This window comes from Psychrobacillus mangrovi, from assembly GCF_037104765.1.
Lineage (GTDB): Bacteria > Bacillota > Bacilli > Bacillales_A > Planococcaceae > Psychrobacillus > Psychrobacillus mangrovi.
In genome coordinates this window covers 310,833-325,735 of the sequence record NZ_JBAWSY010000003.1, presented here as the reverse complement: position 1 = coordinate 325,735, position 14,903 = coordinate 310,833, and the positions used below count along the sequence as shown (strand labels likewise).

At 35.1% G+C, this 14,903-nt stretch carries 18 protein-coding genes; 3 read left to right on the top strand and 15 right to left on the bottom strand.

What is annotated here, in order from left to right; genetic code table 11:
• Nucleotides 1-70 precede the first annotated feature (70 nt).
• Entirely contained in the window at nucleotides 71-205 is a 135-nt protein-coding gene (locus WAX74_RS07500) for a YqzM family protein (RefSeq protein WP_082355158.1), read from the top strand.
• Between the two features lie 42 nt (nucleotides 206-247).
• Here the strand turns inward: WAX74_RS07500 and WAX74_RS07495 are convergent, their stop codons facing one another.
• The 12 genes from WAX74_RS07495 to WAX74_RS07440 all read right to left on the bottom strand — a co-directional run bounded on the left by WAX74_RS07495 (nucleotide 248) and on the right by WAX74_RS07440 (nucleotide 9,718).
• Nucleotides 248-2,389: a DNA internalization-related competence protein ComEC/Rec2 gene (locus WAX74_RS07495; RefSeq protein WP_336497030.1), complete on the bottom strand. Its 2,142-nt coding sequence runs from the start codon at nucleotides 2,387-2,389 to the stop codon at nucleotides 248-250.
• Nucleotides 2,390-2,529: 140 nt separating this feature from the next.
• The gene (locus WAX74_RS07490; RefSeq protein ID WP_336497029.1) at nucleotides 2,530-3,093 is read right to left on the bottom strand and encodes a ComE operon protein 2; all 564 of its coding nucleotides are present in this window, start codon (nucleotides 3,091-3,093) and stop codon (nucleotides 2,530-2,532) included.
• 74 nt (nucleotides 3,094-3,167) lie between these two features.
• Entirely contained in the window at nucleotides 3,168-3,785 is a 618-nt protein-coding gene (locus WAX74_RS07485) for a helix-hairpin-helix domain-containing protein (RefSeq protein ID WP_336497028.1), read from the bottom strand.
• Between the two features lie 77 nt (nucleotides 3,786-3,862).
• Nucleotides 3,863-4,594, bottom strand: a complete 732-nt coding sequence (locus tag WAX74_RS07480) for a class I SAM-dependent DNA methyltransferase (protein ID WP_336497027.1) — start codon at nucleotides 4,592-4,594, stop codon at nucleotides 3,863-3,865.
• A 5-nt stretch (nucleotides 4,595-4,599) separates the two neighbouring features.
• Nucleotides 4,600-4,950 (bottom strand): ribosome silencing factor, encoded by a 351-nt coding sequence (rsfS, locus tag WAX74_RS07475; RefSeq protein WP_336497026.1) that lies wholly within the window; start codon nucleotides 4,948-4,950, stop codon nucleotides 4,600-4,602.
• Nucleotides 4,951-4,954: 4 nt separating this feature from the next.
• Nucleotides 4,955-5,521, bottom strand: coding sequence for a bis(5'-nucleosyl)-tetraphosphatase (symmetrical) YqeK (gene yqeK, locus WAX74_RS07470; protein WP_336497025.1), 567 nt, complete (start codon nucleotides 5,519-5,521; stop codon nucleotides 4,955-4,957).
• Nucleotides 5,508-6,083, bottom strand: a complete 576-nt coding sequence (locus WAX74_RS07465; RefSeq protein WP_336497024.1) for a nicotinate-nucleotide adenylyltransferase — start codon at nucleotides 6,081-6,083, stop codon at nucleotides 5,508-5,510. Before WAX74_RS07465 ends, yqeK begins: the two co-directional genes overlap by 14 nt.
• The gene (yhbY, locus tag WAX74_RS07460) at nucleotides 6,080-6,385 is read right to left on the bottom strand and encodes a ribosome assembly RNA-binding protein YhbY (RefSeq protein WP_336497023.1); all 306 of its coding nucleotides are present in this window, start codon (nucleotides 6,383-6,385) and stop codon (nucleotides 6,080-6,082) included. The genes WAX74_RS07465 and yhbY overlap by 4 nt, the downstream gene beginning before the upstream one ends.
• Nucleotides 6,372-7,202 carry a shikimate dehydrogenase gene (gene aroE / locus WAX74_RS07455; RefSeq protein WP_336497022.1) on the bottom strand — a complete coding sequence of 277 codons (831 nt, stop codon included), beginning with the start codon at nucleotides 7,200-7,202 and terminating at the stop codon, nucleotides 6,372-6,374. Before aroE ends, yhbY begins: the two co-directional genes overlap by 14 nt.
• A gap of 13 nt (nucleotides 7,203-7,215) precedes the next feature.
• A complete protein-coding gene (gene yqeH, locus WAX74_RS07450; RefSeq protein WP_336497021.1) occupies nucleotides 7,216-8,319 on the bottom strand; it encodes a ribosome biogenesis GTPase YqeH in 1,104 nt (367 codons plus the stop codon).
• Nucleotides 8,316-8,837: a YqeG family HAD IIIA-type phosphatase gene (locus WAX74_RS07445; RefSeq protein WP_336497020.1), complete on the bottom strand. Its 522-nt coding sequence runs from the start codon at nucleotides 8,835-8,837 to the stop codon at nucleotides 8,316-8,318. Before WAX74_RS07445 ends, yqeH begins: the two co-directional genes overlap by 4 nt.
• Nucleotides 8,838-8,935: 98 nt before the next feature.
• Complete coding sequence (locus WAX74_RS07440) at nucleotides 8,936-9,718, bottom strand: phosphatidylserine decarboxylase (RefSeq protein WP_336497019.1); 783 nt, start codon at nucleotides 9,716-9,718, stop codon at nucleotides 8,936-8,938.
• A gap of 88 nt (nucleotides 9,719-9,806) precedes the next feature.
• Here WAX74_RS07440 and pssA point away from each other — a divergent pair, with 88 nt between their 5' ends.
• The gene (pssA, locus tag WAX74_RS07435; RefSeq protein WP_336497018.1) at nucleotides 9,807-10,346 is read left to right on the top strand and encodes a CDP-diacylglycerol--serine O-phosphatidyltransferase; all 540 of its coding nucleotides are present in this window, start codon (nucleotides 9,807-9,809) and stop codon (nucleotides 10,344-10,346) included.
• A gap of 1,181 nt (nucleotides 10,347-11,527) precedes the next feature.
• Complete coding sequence (gene sigK / locus WAX74_RS07430; protein ID WP_336497082.1) at nucleotides 11,528-12,256, top strand: RNA polymerase sporulation sigma factor SigK; 729 nt, start codon at nucleotides 11,528-11,530, stop codon at nucleotides 12,254-12,256.
• Between the two features lie 195 nt (nucleotides 12,257-12,451).
• On the opposite strand, the gene mtnN is transcribed toward sigK, so the two are convergent.
• The 3 genes from mtnN to greA all read right to left on the bottom strand — a co-directional run bounded on the left by mtnN (nucleotide 12,452) and on the right by greA (nucleotide 14,808).
• Nucleotides 12,452-13,144 (bottom strand): 5'-methylthioadenosine/S-adenosylhomocysteine nucleosidase, encoded by a 693-nt coding sequence (mtnN, locus tag WAX74_RS07425; RefSeq protein ID WP_336497017.1) that lies wholly within the window; start codon nucleotides 13,142-13,144, stop codon nucleotides 12,452-12,454.
• A gap of 326 nt (nucleotides 13,145-13,470) precedes the next feature.
• Nucleotides 13,471-14,160 carry a YrrS family protein gene (locus WAX74_RS07420; RefSeq protein WP_336497016.1) on the bottom strand — a complete coding sequence of 230 codons (690 nt, stop codon included), beginning with the start codon at nucleotides 14,158-14,160 and terminating at the stop codon, nucleotides 13,471-13,473.
• Nucleotides 14,161-14,334: 174 nt separating this feature from the next.
• Nucleotides 14,335-14,808 carry a transcription elongation factor GreA gene (gene greA / locus WAX74_RS07415; protein ID WP_336497015.1) on the bottom strand — a complete coding sequence of 158 codons (474 nt, stop codon included), beginning with the start codon at nucleotides 14,806-14,808 and terminating at the stop codon, nucleotides 14,335-14,337.
• Nucleotides 14,809-14,903 lie beyond the last annotated feature (95 nt).

Here is a 14,903-nt window from a genome sequence, read left to right as displayed (position 1 = left end):
AATAGACCGTTTCCGTGTAGATTTTTTTTATATAATCCATTATAATTAGGTGGAAATAGGAGGGGTATCAATGAATCAGTTTGAACAAAATGTACAGTCGAAACGTAACGACGCTATCGACTCAGGCGTAGGTTTCGTAGTCTCCTTTGGATTTTTTACAATAATGTTCGCAATTGCAGTAATTATTGAGTTTATCGCTCGATAAAAGCAAAAAAGGGTTTTGTCATTCGACAAAACCCTTTTTCTTTTATTGTGTAGATATCTCTATCTTCCCATTCTTTTTTATTTCTACTTGAATCGTCCCATCCTTTCCTGTTTGTAAATAAGGAAGATTTAACATATTTAATCTCTCTATTACTTCTAGATGTGGATGACCATAACGATTGTTATAACCCGCCGAAATAATTGAAACGTCAGGCTCAGTTAGGTCTAGGAAAGCTTTAATACTAGATGTTTTACTTCCATGATGTCCTAATTTTAATAATGTAATCTGTCTAATTGCATTTGAGTATTTTAAAATTAGCTCCTCTTCCCCTTCCTTCTCTAAATCACCAATAAACAAACCATGAAAATGGGCATTTTTCATAGATAATACGAGGGAATCATTGTTTCCTTCATAAACCATATCAAATGGATATATATATTGAAGTTGAAAAAATTTAGATTCAATTTGGTCACCTGCCATTTTTTCAACTATCGGTATATTTTGTTTCCTTGCTTCTTTCAACAAATCTGCCATCACTTCTTTCTCAGAAGAATTAGGAGTAATATGCACTTCTTTTATTTTGATTTCTTCTAATACTTCTTCAGCACCTTCCATATGATCAGCATCTGCATGGGTTATTACTAAGGTATCAATCTTTGTTATTCCCCTCCCTTTTAAAAAAGGTACAACAATTTGCCTTCCTACCTCATACATTTCATTCGTCTTTTTCCATGAATCCTGTTCGAAACGTAACAGTCCACCTGTGTCAATCATGACCACTTCTTTTCTGTAGGGCATTTCAATTATTATGCAATCGCCTTGACCTACGTTAAGAAAGGTTATCCAGGTGGATGTATTCAAGTATGGTTTAATCTGCATTAAGATTATCGGGAAAAGAACTATAACAGATACAATAAATAATCTTTTTCGCTTTTCCAAGTAGATAAAAAAGATAAACACACTTAAATATGCGAAAAACACCATTATTATAGATGGTTTCATCGGATTCCATATTTGAAAAGGTATATTACCAAGAAATAATATAAAATTTTCTAAAAATGCTCGAAGAGGCTCGTACAAAGAAAACATAAAATTGCTGATAGTAGTAGAGAAATAAGATAAAAATAAGAAGAATATATTTAGTGGTAGGATTAGGAAAGAAAATATAGGGACAAATAATAGATTTGCTACAAAGGATGAAATAGATACTTCGTAAAAATGATAGAGTAGAATAGGGTAAACGATTAATTGACACACCGAAGTTATCGTGAAAGATTGTTTTATATAAGATGAGCTACTATTTATTAGAACCGAAGAATAGATTAACGAGAAAGCAGCTAAGTAAGACAATTGGAAGCCAATTTGATAAACAATCCAAGGGCTAACTAGTACAAAACCGATAATACTTAGAGAAAAAGCATCTTCCATCGCAATTTTTTTCTTACACACCATACTTATTAATACTATTTCTGTAACGGAAACGGATCTCCATACGGAGGGTGCACCTCCAGCTAATAATGCATATAGTGGAAGTGCTAATATTAACATCCAATTAGCGGTTTCTCTTCGAATTCCAAAGCGAATCAATAATTCATACAATATTAGTGCTACTAATGCTATATGAAGCCCTGAAATAGCAAAAAGATGAGTAATTCCTAATGTTTGATAAGCATTTTTTAGATCCGATGGCATTTGTTCACGATTTCCGATTAATAAAGCTTCTGCTTCGGATTGTAATGAAGGTGGAAATGTCGACTGAATATGTTGTTTCATCTGAAATCTTTTTTCTGCCATAAAACTTGAAAAGCTTTGCTCTTCTCCAATAATCCGATAATTTTCTGCCTCTACTTGGCCCACTGCTCCATTACTTTTTATATAGGCTTCCATATCAAAAGCATACATATGAGTTAAAGATCGTTTTGAAATTTCTTGCGCATCTATAAGAAAAGTTTTGCCGGCAAGCGACTCATTTAAGAAAACGTATTTTTGTTGTTCAGATGTAATTTTTAATTGGACATACCACTTTTGCTGATCATCACCTATAGCAAATCCCCGTAAATAGCTGCCGTCGATACGATAGGTGTCCGTCCAAGTTATTCTGTTCACCGACAAATTTTCAGCAGGCAATGGAATGTTGTTAGAAAAGTACATATAGGAAGAGCTTCCTAGAACTACAACTAACATAATAACCAAAAGCTGTTTTCCTTTATATAGTAACCACAAAACTAGAATAACTAAGAGTAACAAAAGTCTTATCGATTCATAAGCTGCAATGGAAGCAACAATAACAGATAAGGCTATGTATATGACGTTTCCTTTTATTTTTATAGACCGAATAACTCTGCCACCTTCGTTTCATAAGGTACTAACTCTTCAGTACTTGCTCCTTTCTCACGAAGTTTTGTAAGAAGTTCCATATATAGCTCAACTTTTTCATTACTTAGAAAGTCGATTTTCCGCTCATCAAATGGAACATGGATAACTTGTACACCTGATTGTTTTAAAAGCTCTAAAGCGTATTTGTTGTTTTTATAATCCTGTGCATAATAAAGTCGTGAAACACCAGCCTGAATAATTGATTTCGTACAAGGCAGGCAAGGAAAATGAGTGACATATAAGTCTGCTCCACTAACCGAAATACCATACTTTGCACATTGAAGTAGAGCATTCATCTCTGCATGGATCGTACGCACACAATGATTATCAACTACATAACAACCGTGATCAATACAATGATCTCCCCCGGAAATTGAGCCATTATAACCTCCAGCCATAATTCGTCGGTCTCGAACAATTGTCGCTCCAACTGCTAATCGTGTACATGTACTTCGTAGAGCAAGTAAATGGCTTTGTGCCATGAAAAATTGGTCCCATGTAATGCGCTCCATATAACTACCTCCTAAATATTAATTCTTCTATTAGTTTAGTAGTTAGTCCAATCAAACGTCAACACCACAATTAATTACTTAATAGTAATCAATGACTCTAACTTTTCAAACGTTTTTGTACCGATACCTGTTACTTTCATTAGATCTGCGGTTTCTTTAAATATACCTTGTTCATTTCGATAAGTTATTATAGCTTCCGCTTTAGCAGGTCCTATACCTGGTAACGTAGAAAGCAAAGGTACATCTGCTGTATTAATGTTTACTAAGTTCGAGGACTCTTTTAGAGAGCTTTGGAGAGGATCTACTTCTTCTCCTTCTACAGGTACATAAATAACCATCTCATCTTCTACTTTTTGCGCATGATTAATGCCTTTAGTAACACTTGTTGGCAAATAACCGCCTGCAAGCTCAATCGCTTTTAGTACGCGATCTCCTGAGTCTAGTTCATAAACACCTGGCCTACTTACTGCTCCCTTTACTTCGACTACTATTCGATTGTCCTCTAAATATTCTATTGATGATTCTTGTTGCGCAATTGTTTCATTTATTGGGATAGGTTGAATAAAATCCTCCGCAGTGGGATTAGCGGAGTTAAAGTGGGATTGGATAATAAAAAAGAGTAAGGCAAAAGCAACTGTTGCTGGGAGTAACAGTTTTTTTTTGTATTTCTGAAAAAAAGAAAGAATCAGCAAAATCATCCTCTCATATAAAGAGGTAAATTATACGGAGTTAACCAAACTATACTAAATTTACCTCTTAAATGAAAGACTTATTTAATAGCATGTATAAAAAATCTTTCTATTTCGTCCTGTGATTTTTCTTCAAATATAGAAGAAGATACTGAGACCGAAGAAAAACCAATCTCTTTTAATAGATTAACATATGTTTCAACTGGAAATGTGCGTTGGTAATGGGATTCCTCAAAACGCTCATAATAACCAGCATTGTCACGAACGAAAAACGTAATATCATGATAAATAGAATGACTCTCTAGACCAATTTCAGTATTCCAAATGTATGCAACCTGGTCATCTTCATATGTAAATGGACCATCTGGATATATTTCATCCATTTTAAATAATGAATGGACATCGAAAAATAATTGCCCACCTTCTATTAAAAAGTGAAAAATATGTTGAATCGTTTGTTTCACTTCTTCCAGTGTTTCTAAATAATTTATTGAATCTATAGCAATCACAGCAACATCTATTTCTTCGAAACCATCCATTTCAGACATGGACTGACAAATAAACGATACTTGGACATTATTGTCTAAACTACGATTCTGAGCAATCGTCAGCATCGACTCAGATAAATCAACACCAATTACATCATAACCAGCTTTTGCAAATTGGACGCTTAATACTCCTGTACCGCATCCAATATCCACTAGTTTTTTCCCTGCAGAAAGGGGTGCTTTTGTTTGCACCCATTCCGCATACTTTGCATAAGGTATATCTGACATCAATCGATCATATATAAATGCAAACTGATCGTACATTGCCATTATGCATCTAGCCCAACTTCAATCAATGGCGCATCTCCCCAAAGACGCTCTAAATTGTAATAAGTACGCTCATCTTTATGGAATACATGGGCAACAACATCTCCCATATCAACTAAAATCCAACGTGCTTCATCAAAACCTTCTAAACGTTTTACGTTGTATCCAGCTATGCTTGCTTGTTCTGAAAGTTCTTTTGCAATTGCTTGAACTTGACGATCAGAGCTTGCATGACAAATTAAAAAATAATCTGCAAGAAGCGATATCCCTTGCATATTAAGTACGACAATATCGTCTGCACGTTTGTCGTCTGCTGCTTTATAAGCTATTTCGAGTAATTCTGAAGAATTCATTCCTTCACTTTTCCTTTCTTTTTAACAAATCATTGTAACAATGAAATGAATCCGGATAAACCGGTTGTTTTTTTTCTATTAAAAATTTAATACTATGCGTCACACAACTGATCATGGCATCTTCTAAATCTATTTCTGCCTTTTCACGTAAGACTTCAATGCCAGGAAAACTTCGACTTGGTTCAATCATATCCGATATATAAATAATTTTTTCCAAGTTGGACATATCGGCTCTTCCCGTTGTATGAAAGCGTATAGATTGAAGTATGTCTTCATCTTCAATAAAAAATTCTTTTTTTGCAACAATACTCCCAACAGGACCATGCCATAGCTCATGATGAAAAGTTAATAGCATCGGGTCTAGTTGTTCAGATAAGATATTTTGCTTCAACCACTCTCTATCAGCAAATTTCACTACGTCATGTAAGATTCCAGCTATTTCTGCTTTATCTTTATCTTCCCCGTATTTCTCTGCTAAATGTATCGCTGTTGTAGCTACACCTTTTGTATGTTCAAAACGCTTAGTTGGCATACGATCTCTAATTTTTTCTAGTAGATCATTGTGATTCATATAACTTCTCCCTTTGTATGAAATCTCTAACTGATTCAGGAAGGAGAAACTTTGTCGTTTTACCATTCTGTAGGCGATTTCTTACGATCGTTGAAGACAATTCAATTTGAGGGATATTCAATTTAATAATAGGATATGCAGTTTCAAATGTATTATTTGGTCTCGGTACTCCTACAATTTGCACTTTTTTCACAAGCTCATCTATCCGATGCCAATTCGGTAAATATTCAACTTGATCTCCACCGATAATGAAAAAGAAGGTGGTAGTAGGTTCTCTTTCTTGCAAAAGCTCCATTGTATCAAACGTATAGGAAGTTCCTCCACGTTCTAATTCAATTGATTCCACATTCATTTTCGGAATATCCCTTATAGCTAATTTAACCATTTTCAGTCGATTAGCTTCTGAAACATGTTCATCTTTCTTTTTATGAGGTGGGGTAGCATTTGGCATGAAACGTACTTCATCTAAATTCAACCCATGCAACACTTCATTCGCTATGATTAAATGGCCCATATGTGGAGGATTAAAGGTACCACCTAAAATACCTACTTTTTTACTCATGTACGACTCGCTTTTGGGAGCTCGATTCGCTTGTTATTCTTGGAAGGTTTGTATAATACGACTGTTAAGCCGATTAATTGCACTAATTCAGCATTTGTACCTTTTGCAAGTGCTTCTGCTACTTCATGCTTTTCGTCTTCACAGTTTTGTAAAATACTAATTTTAATCAATTCGCGAACTTCTAATGCTTCCCCGATTTGTTTTATCATTGCATCATTTACTCCACCTTTTCCTACTTGGAAAATAGGTGATAAATGGTGTGCTTCACTACGTAAAAATCTTTTTTGTTTACCTGTTAACATAATTTCCTCCTAAATGTTCTGTTAAACGAACTATCATATCATCCGAATTAGGATAGATACCATTCCAATAAGAAAAAGCGATGGCACCTTGGTGTACGAGCATACCTAACCCATTTATTGTTTGAACGTTATATTTTGTTGCTTCTTCTAAAAAAGGAGTAACTAAAGGATTATATACAATATCCGCCACAATTGCATGCTCTTTTATTTTATTTAGCTGTATTGGTAACGTATTTACTTGATTTTTCATCCCTTGAGGTGTTGTTTGCACAACTACATCAAACATATTCAATTGAGATTCCGCTTCTTTTAGGGGGATGAAAAGACCAATATTTAAATCGTTAATCATTTTTTCGGCATTCTCAGCTGTTCTGTTAGCTATTGTAATGTTAGTAAATCCAGCTTGTTTAAAAGCACTAACAATCCCTCTAGCAGCACCTCCAGCACCAATCATAAGAATATTGTCCTCTAAATTAATGGAACCAAGTGACTTGATAAAACCAAGTCCATCCGTGTTATAACCAATAAAACGATTGTCTTTAGTCTTTACTACAGTATTGACTGCACCGATTCCTTTTGCTGATTCATCAATATCATCTAGAAAGGGAATAATTGCTTCTTTGTAGGGAACTGTCACATTCCATCCACTGCAACCAAGAATTTTAAGCCCTCTGATAGCTTCTTCTAAGTTGTTTTCTTCAACATGAATAGGAATATAAGAAGCATCTATTTCAAGCTCTCTTAGCCATTTTTCATGCATAAATGGAGATAGAGAGTGAGAAATCGGATTCCCTATAACTGCAAACCATTTTTTCATTGTGTTTACACTCCTAAATAAGCGATGGACGGATTGAAACTTCTACACCAGCTGGAGCATGTGCCGCTACTATAGCACCTCCATGTTGCACTGTTATCCACCCTAGACCAGAAAAAACAATATCTGTTTTCGCATCCTTGATTTTAAATTCGTGTCTTACTAATGGAGGTAACTTGTCCGCAAATTGCTCAGAAGGTGGAGACAGTAACTTCCCTTTATGCTCTTTATATAGATTATCTGCATTTTCCAATTTTGTACGATGTATTGGAATATCATTTGCAATATGACATGTAAAAGCAGATCTATCTCCTTTTATAAAATCAAAACGAGATAAGCCACCTAAAAATAATGTTTGTTCGCTATTCAATTGGAATACTTTCGGTTTTATTTCTTTCTTTGGTGTAATAAACTTGAGTTCAGTCGGGTCTAAATAATGGGCCATCTGATGGTGATTAATAATTCCTGGAGTATCAAACAAGGCTTTTGTATCGTCTAAAGGAATTTCTATCATATCTAGTGTAGTCCCAGGAAAATGAGAAGTTGTAATAACTGCATCTTCACCTGTTGCATGTTTAATGATTCGGTTTATAAAAGTTGATTTACCAACATTTGTACAACCAACCACATATACATTTTCACCTTTTCGGTATTGTTCTATAGCGTCTATTGCTTCTGTCATTCCAGTCCCTTTATGCGCACTTACAAAAAGTACATCGATCGGAGAAAGACCTAATTTTTTCGATTCTTGCTTTATCCAATTTATTACTTTATTCTTCTTGACCGATTTTGGTAGTAAATCAGCTTTGTTTGCAATTAATAAAATAGGGTTATTACCTACAAAACGATGTAATCCGGGAAGCCAGCTACCATTAAAGTCAAATATATCGACAATTTTAACGATTAACCCCTTTTGTGTGCCTAAACCAGTTAATATTCTCAAAAAATCATCATCTGTTAAAGATACAGGCTGTAATTCATTGTAATTTTTCAGGCGAAAACAGCGCTGACAGATGATAAAATCTTTTTCTAATGAAGATTCTGGTGCATAACCAGGATCCCCAATGTTTTCTGTTTGAATTGTTGTACCACAACCGATACATTTTGGTGTTTCTGTCACTCTTCTTCCTCCCATGTAACTTGTCCTTTTTTATCCAAATAACGAAAAATTCTTCGTTCAACTAGACGGTTAAATTTAGTAAAGAAACCATCTGATTTTGCCACAGGAATAACTAAGATAGTATGTAGCTTTTGTCTATTTCCACCAAACACATCTGTTAATAGTTGATCGCCGATGACTACTACTTCCTCTTTTTTTACAGACATTATTTTCAATGCATGTTGAAACGCTTTTCCAAATGGTTTTCTTGCTTTATATATAAAAGGAATTCCAAGTGGATCAGCAAATGATTGTACTCGCATCTCATTATTATTAGATACGATTGTAACTTGAATTCCAGCAGCCTTCATGCTCGCAAACCATTCAATTAGTTTAGGTGTAGCATCTGGACGATCCCATTCTACTAATGTGTTATCTAAATCAGTAATTATGCCTCTAATACCCTTTTCCTTAAGCATTTCAGGTTTTATATGAAAGACACTTCTTACAAATTCACTCGGTATAAAGTTTTGATACAACGACGAACACTCCAATTCGATGCTTTTTCTTTAGAATAGAAAAGTATAATTTCACTTTTCTTCTTTAGTTTACGGGCCATTGCGCTTTTCTTTAACGATTATAGCATATTTGCTACTAACTCACCCATTCGTAAAAATTGACCTTCACGAATTGTTGCTGCAATTTCAATACTTTCTTCTGAAAAAAACATAACAACCGTGGAACCAAAAGAAAAATATCCCACTTCTTCTCCCTTTGACCATTCTACTGATTTATTTGTCAATTCAATCGAATTTACAAACATGGCCCCTACTTTTATAAAAAAACAGTTTTTGTTATTAGGCATTTCTAATTCAGTTAGTAATCGATAGTTTCCACTAATCGTATTTTTGCCATACATAAGTCCCCATTTGTTTACTGGGTAAGATTTCTTTCCAAGAACATACTGGCGTATTACCTTGCCATTCACAGGCGCATGGATTCGATGATATTCTGCGGGACTTAAATATAAGACAATATATTTTCCACGTACATACTGCTCTGCTATTTTTTCAGATCCTAACATATTGTGTAGAGTATAAGTTTTTCCTTTTACATGAAATATTCCCTCGGCTGTTATATCACCTATTTTTTCTACAGTAGCATCAACCGGACTAATTATCGCTTTTTCAGAGCCAATTATAGGTCTGGATTCATTCTTGACATGACGAATAAAAAAATCATGTAATGAGGAAAAATCGTCCATGTTACTAGTTATTTCTTGGAGTGATATATTAAAATATTTAATATAAGATGGTATGATTCTTTTACTTAGCTTTGATTGAACAAACCCTTTAAGAATGACTGAAGACCATCTACCATTTGTTAATTCTATCATTGATTGGTATATTTTCTCTTTCATTTTAGTCTCCCTTTTGAAAAACTCTTACAATTTTTTCTTATTCGAAGTATAATGAACAAATATATTATTTGTAAAGGAGTTATTTACAATGTATTTACAAGACGTAATGACAAATACAGTAAAAAAATTGAAATCACATGCAGCAAACATGATTACCATTGCTAATCTTGCTTTTGGTGGAGCAGCAATTATGGCGACAATGAATGAACTGTACACATTTAGTGTTTTATTTATATTTGTAGCCGGTTTATTGGACCGGTTTGATGGTATGGTAGCGAGAAAATTTCAACTCGAATCAGAGTTAGGTAAGCAGTTGGATTCCATGAGTGACATTATATCCTTTGGAGTCGCACCAGCTCTTCTCATTTATTCAATGGTTCTACATGAATTTAGTGTTGTTGGGATGATCATTACAGTTATTTATATTGCATGTGGTGCTTTTAGATTAGCACGTTTTAACATATCAGAGTCGAATGGTTATTTTACAGGGCTTCCGATCACAGTAGCAGGAGTAATTTTAACATTGTCCTTTTTCGCTATTAATTATATCCCATCTGTCTCTTATATGTTTTTATTCATTATTCTTGCCTTATTAATGATCAGTACTTTTACTTTACGAAAGGTCTGAGATTAGACGCCTGCATTTGCAGTCGTTTTTTTTTTTGCAATGTTTTAAAGATTTCAGTGAAATAGAATAAATTTTAGCAGATAAATAAGTAGAAACACGGATGTGCGCTGGCAGCACTACACATAAGCCTCCGCAGGATGAGTCGCTCCTTCGTCACTCCCACATCCTTTACGGGGTCTCTTTCTTAGCCCTCCTGCGGCATGTAAGCACCACATCCTGAAAACATCCCAATGAATCTGAAATAATTATCGAAAGAAGCAATCCTAAATCCTGTTGTCAGGATTATTGATTAAACAATACATTAATAGAAACTACTTTATTTCTTCAAAAGGATACACTGGCATTCGCGCCTTGCTAGCCGCATGACGTGCCGTATGAGACAGCGAAATGCGCTTGCGCATATAGCGGCTCATGCGGACGTGCGGCCAGCGCGAATGCATATAGTCGGTGATTTATCTTTTCAAATCTTATATCATTTTTATTTAGAAATAGGAAACACGGATGTGCGCTGGCCGCACGCTTCGCATGAGCCCCCGCAGGATGAGTCGCTCCTTCGTCGCTCCCACATCCTTTACGTGGTCTCATTCTTCGCGCTCCTGCGGCGTGAAAGGCGCACATCCTGAAATTTCCCATGATAAATAGATACAATTAATGAAAGAAGTAAGCCTAATCTCGGTTTTTATGTTTATTGATTAACATTTCATTTAATAGAATCTACTTATTTCCTTTTCAAGAGAATACACTGGCATTCGTGCCTTGCGAGACGCATGACGTGCCGTATGAGACAGCGAAATGCGCTTGCGTATACACCGGCTCATGCGGACGTGCGGCCAGCGCGAATGCCTATAGTCGGTGATGTATCTTTTCAAGTCTTATATCATTGATATATAGAAATAGGAAATACGGATGTGCGGAGGTCGCATTCTTCGGGCAATTACGACGTGTTAGTCGTACATCCTAAAATATCCATTTAGACAGTAAAAAGATAACGTTGGATCACTATCATGGAATTTTGATTAGCGAAAAAATTAACATCAGCAATGAGGCATGACCAAGCCTATTTATTAATGGAAATACATCAAAAGCCGCCTATTGCAAAGAAGACATGCAATGGCGCTTTTTTTCATATTTTGGCTTAATTCGACATATACTGAACTTATAAACTGATGGAGGTGAACACTATCTCTGGTCTTTTCACTGCTTTTATAAGCATGGTCGTAGAACTTCCTCTAGTTCTTGGTTACCTTAAAGGTCAGGCATTCCATCAACCTTTTACACCTGAAGAAGAAAAAGTAATGATAGAACGATTTTTAGCAGGAGATCTAACTGCTAGAGATGAACTAATAGAACGGAATATGCGATTAGTCGCACATGTTGTAAAAAAATTCCATCCAAAACATGAGCTTTTAGATGATTATATTTCCATTGGAACTATTGGGTTGATGAAAGCAGTAAATAGCTATACACCAACAAAAAAAACAAAGCTAGCCACTTATGCGGCTAGATGCATTGAAAATGAAATTCTTATGTATTTACGCTCATTAAAAAAAGTTCAAAAAGATGTCTCCTTGCACGAACCAATCGGCATGGATAAAGACGGACATTCTCTTGAAATCACCGATTTACTACAAGGAATAGAAAAAAGCACAGATGAACAACTCGTTGATCAAGAAGATTTGAATAGACTTTACAAACACCTAGGTAATTTAGAAAAAAGAGAGTTAGAAATAATTGTTCGTCGTTATGGTTTAATAGGTCATCTTCCTATGACACAAAAAGAAATTTCAAAGCAACTAAAAATTTCTAGGAGCTACGTTTCCAGAATAGAAAAACGCGCACTAGTCAAACTATATCAATCGTATATACATGAAAAAAACTCTCTTGATGCTACTAACACCAAAAGAGCTTAGAGATTAATCTTCGCTTGTCTCCGAAATCATAATAAAACTTAAAACTGCAGTAATCAAAATTGACATGGCCATCAGAAAAATCATATTATCTCCTCCTAATGCATAATGAAAGCGTTTATTATGCTTCCATCATATCATAAGAATAAGTAAATATTACTACTATTTTTATAAATAAGTTGACCATTTCATGAAGTTTTATAGTTTTTCAATAACATGCAATACGATTTCTGTTGAATGTTTTGCTGCCACGGGCAAAAACTCATCGAAACTCATTGAAGACTCTTTACCAGCAATATCTGATAAAGCACGAATTACCACAAATGGTACATTGAATTGGTGACATACTTGAGCAACAGCTGCAGCTTCCATCTCGCAAGCTTTCATTTGAGGGAAATTCTTACGTACCACCTCTACCTTTTCAGGATTGTGCATAAAAATATCTCCAGTTGCTATTAATCCAGTTGCTGCTTGATGTTCACCAATCTCTTTTACTGCTTCTTCCGCCAACTCCATCAAATGTGTATCAGCTTTAAATGCCGGCGGTAGCTGTGGAACCTGACCCATTTCATAACCAAATGCTGTCACATCTACATCATGGTGACGAACTTCATCTGAAATAACAATAGCTCCAACTTCTAAATTGGGATCATATCCTCCCGCAGAACCAGTATTAATCACATAATCTGGTTTAAATTGATTTAATAAAATTGTCGTTGTCATTGCTGCATTTACTTTCCCAATTCCACTTTTCAGTAATATTACTTCTCTTTCTTTATACGTGCCAACCGTAAACTCACTATTTGCAATAATTTCCGTTTGAGCATTTTTAATTTCATTTCTTAATAATTCTACTTCTTGTTCCATTGCACCTATAATTGCTATCTTCATTATATTTTCCACCTCTCTAAAAAAGCACTCACTTAAAAATAAGACAAAGACGCCTCTTACGTCAAGTGGCGTTTTAAGTCTGTTAAGAACGACATTTCGTTCGCATACTCGCTTTGGTCTGGGCTTCGCTGATTTCCGTTCCAGGCAGACCCTTTCCGCCGGCATGGCTTCAGCTGCTTTCCTCCCCTAAGCTCTACCCGGACTCTTCAGATCATGCCTCCTGAAAGGCGATGTAGAAATAGAAAAAAATAAGGCGCTCACTGTTCAAAATTGAACAGAAAGTGCCTTATTTATATTTTAAGTAGCTTCTACAGTCTCACCACCTCTTAAGAGGCGTTTTCTAGTGATTTAAGAATTTCTTTTTTAGTTGGTTTCCAGCCTTCCCCATCTATCCATTCCAAATAAATCCGATAGATCTCATTGCCATCTTTTGAAGTTACGGTACCGATGGATTTCTGAGGACTACCACCATTTCCTAAAAACTTTACAAACATATTGGAGGGGTCTAAACCTGCTCCATATGCTAAAGCTTGAACTTTCTCAGCCCAGTCAACAGATTTTTTATCATAGCTAGACGTGTGTTCACCCGATTGTGAAGTACCAATTGGTGCCCAGGTTGGATCAATAATTACATTTTCCACGTTCGGATCATTAGAAGACTCAGTAATAACCTCTGTATTCTCTTCTGATTTCGTTTCTTCATTTCCTTCTGTTGTTTCTTCATTGGATTCGGATTTATCTTCTGATTCCACGTTTTCTTCAGTACTGCTCAAGTCACTTTCTTCTTCAATTTCGGCTGTTTCCGTTAAATCAGTCTCGTCTTCTTCTTTAATAGTTTCTTCTGATACTGCAGTATTTTTTTCTTCCTTTGTGGTTTCTGTTTCATCACTTGTAATAATATTTACAACGACTACAATGATCAAAAGTAAGACGATACCAATTAAAATATTTAAGATTCTATTTGCTTTTTTCTTTCTATTTAATCTAGAGTTCGCTCTTCTATTATTCTCTAACATCCTATCTCACCTCTATAAATCATTATAGTTGTATTAGACGCTAAAAAACTCATTTAGTTTCGATTAAATTAAATAAGGGGTAAACAAGTATGTTTACCCCTCAATTATTGCTTTTAATCTAAACAAAATGAAAGCGTTTTATAACCTATTTAAGATCGAATAAATTATTTCGTTTTAAGAAATTGAAATAATTTCTACGTCCATTTCTCCACCTGGAGTTACAATTTTAACTTTATCTCCAGTTGATTTACCAAGTAATCCTTTTGCAATTGGAGAATCATTTGAAATAAGTCCTTCTAAAGGATCTGCTTCAGCTGAACCTACGATTGTATAAGTTTCCTCATCGCCATCAGGAATTTCCATAAATGTTACTGTTTTCCCTAGCGATACAACGTCATTATTTTGTTCTTCTTCAATAATTACTGCATTTCTAATCATTGATTCGATTGTTGAAATTCTTCCTTCAACAAATGCTTGATCTTCTTTTGCAGAATCATACTCAGAGTTCTCAGATAAATCACCAAAACTTCTGGCAATTTTGATACGCTCTACTACTTCTTTACGTTTAACCGTTTTTAATTGTTCTAGTTCATCTTCTAATTTCTTTTTACCAGCAACGGTCATTGGATATTGTTTCTCTGTTGACACTCCCATACACTCCTTTAAATACACACTTAAAACATGTTCATGTACCATTCATATGTAGAAATTTATAATGATATGAATTTCATGAAATAATTGTC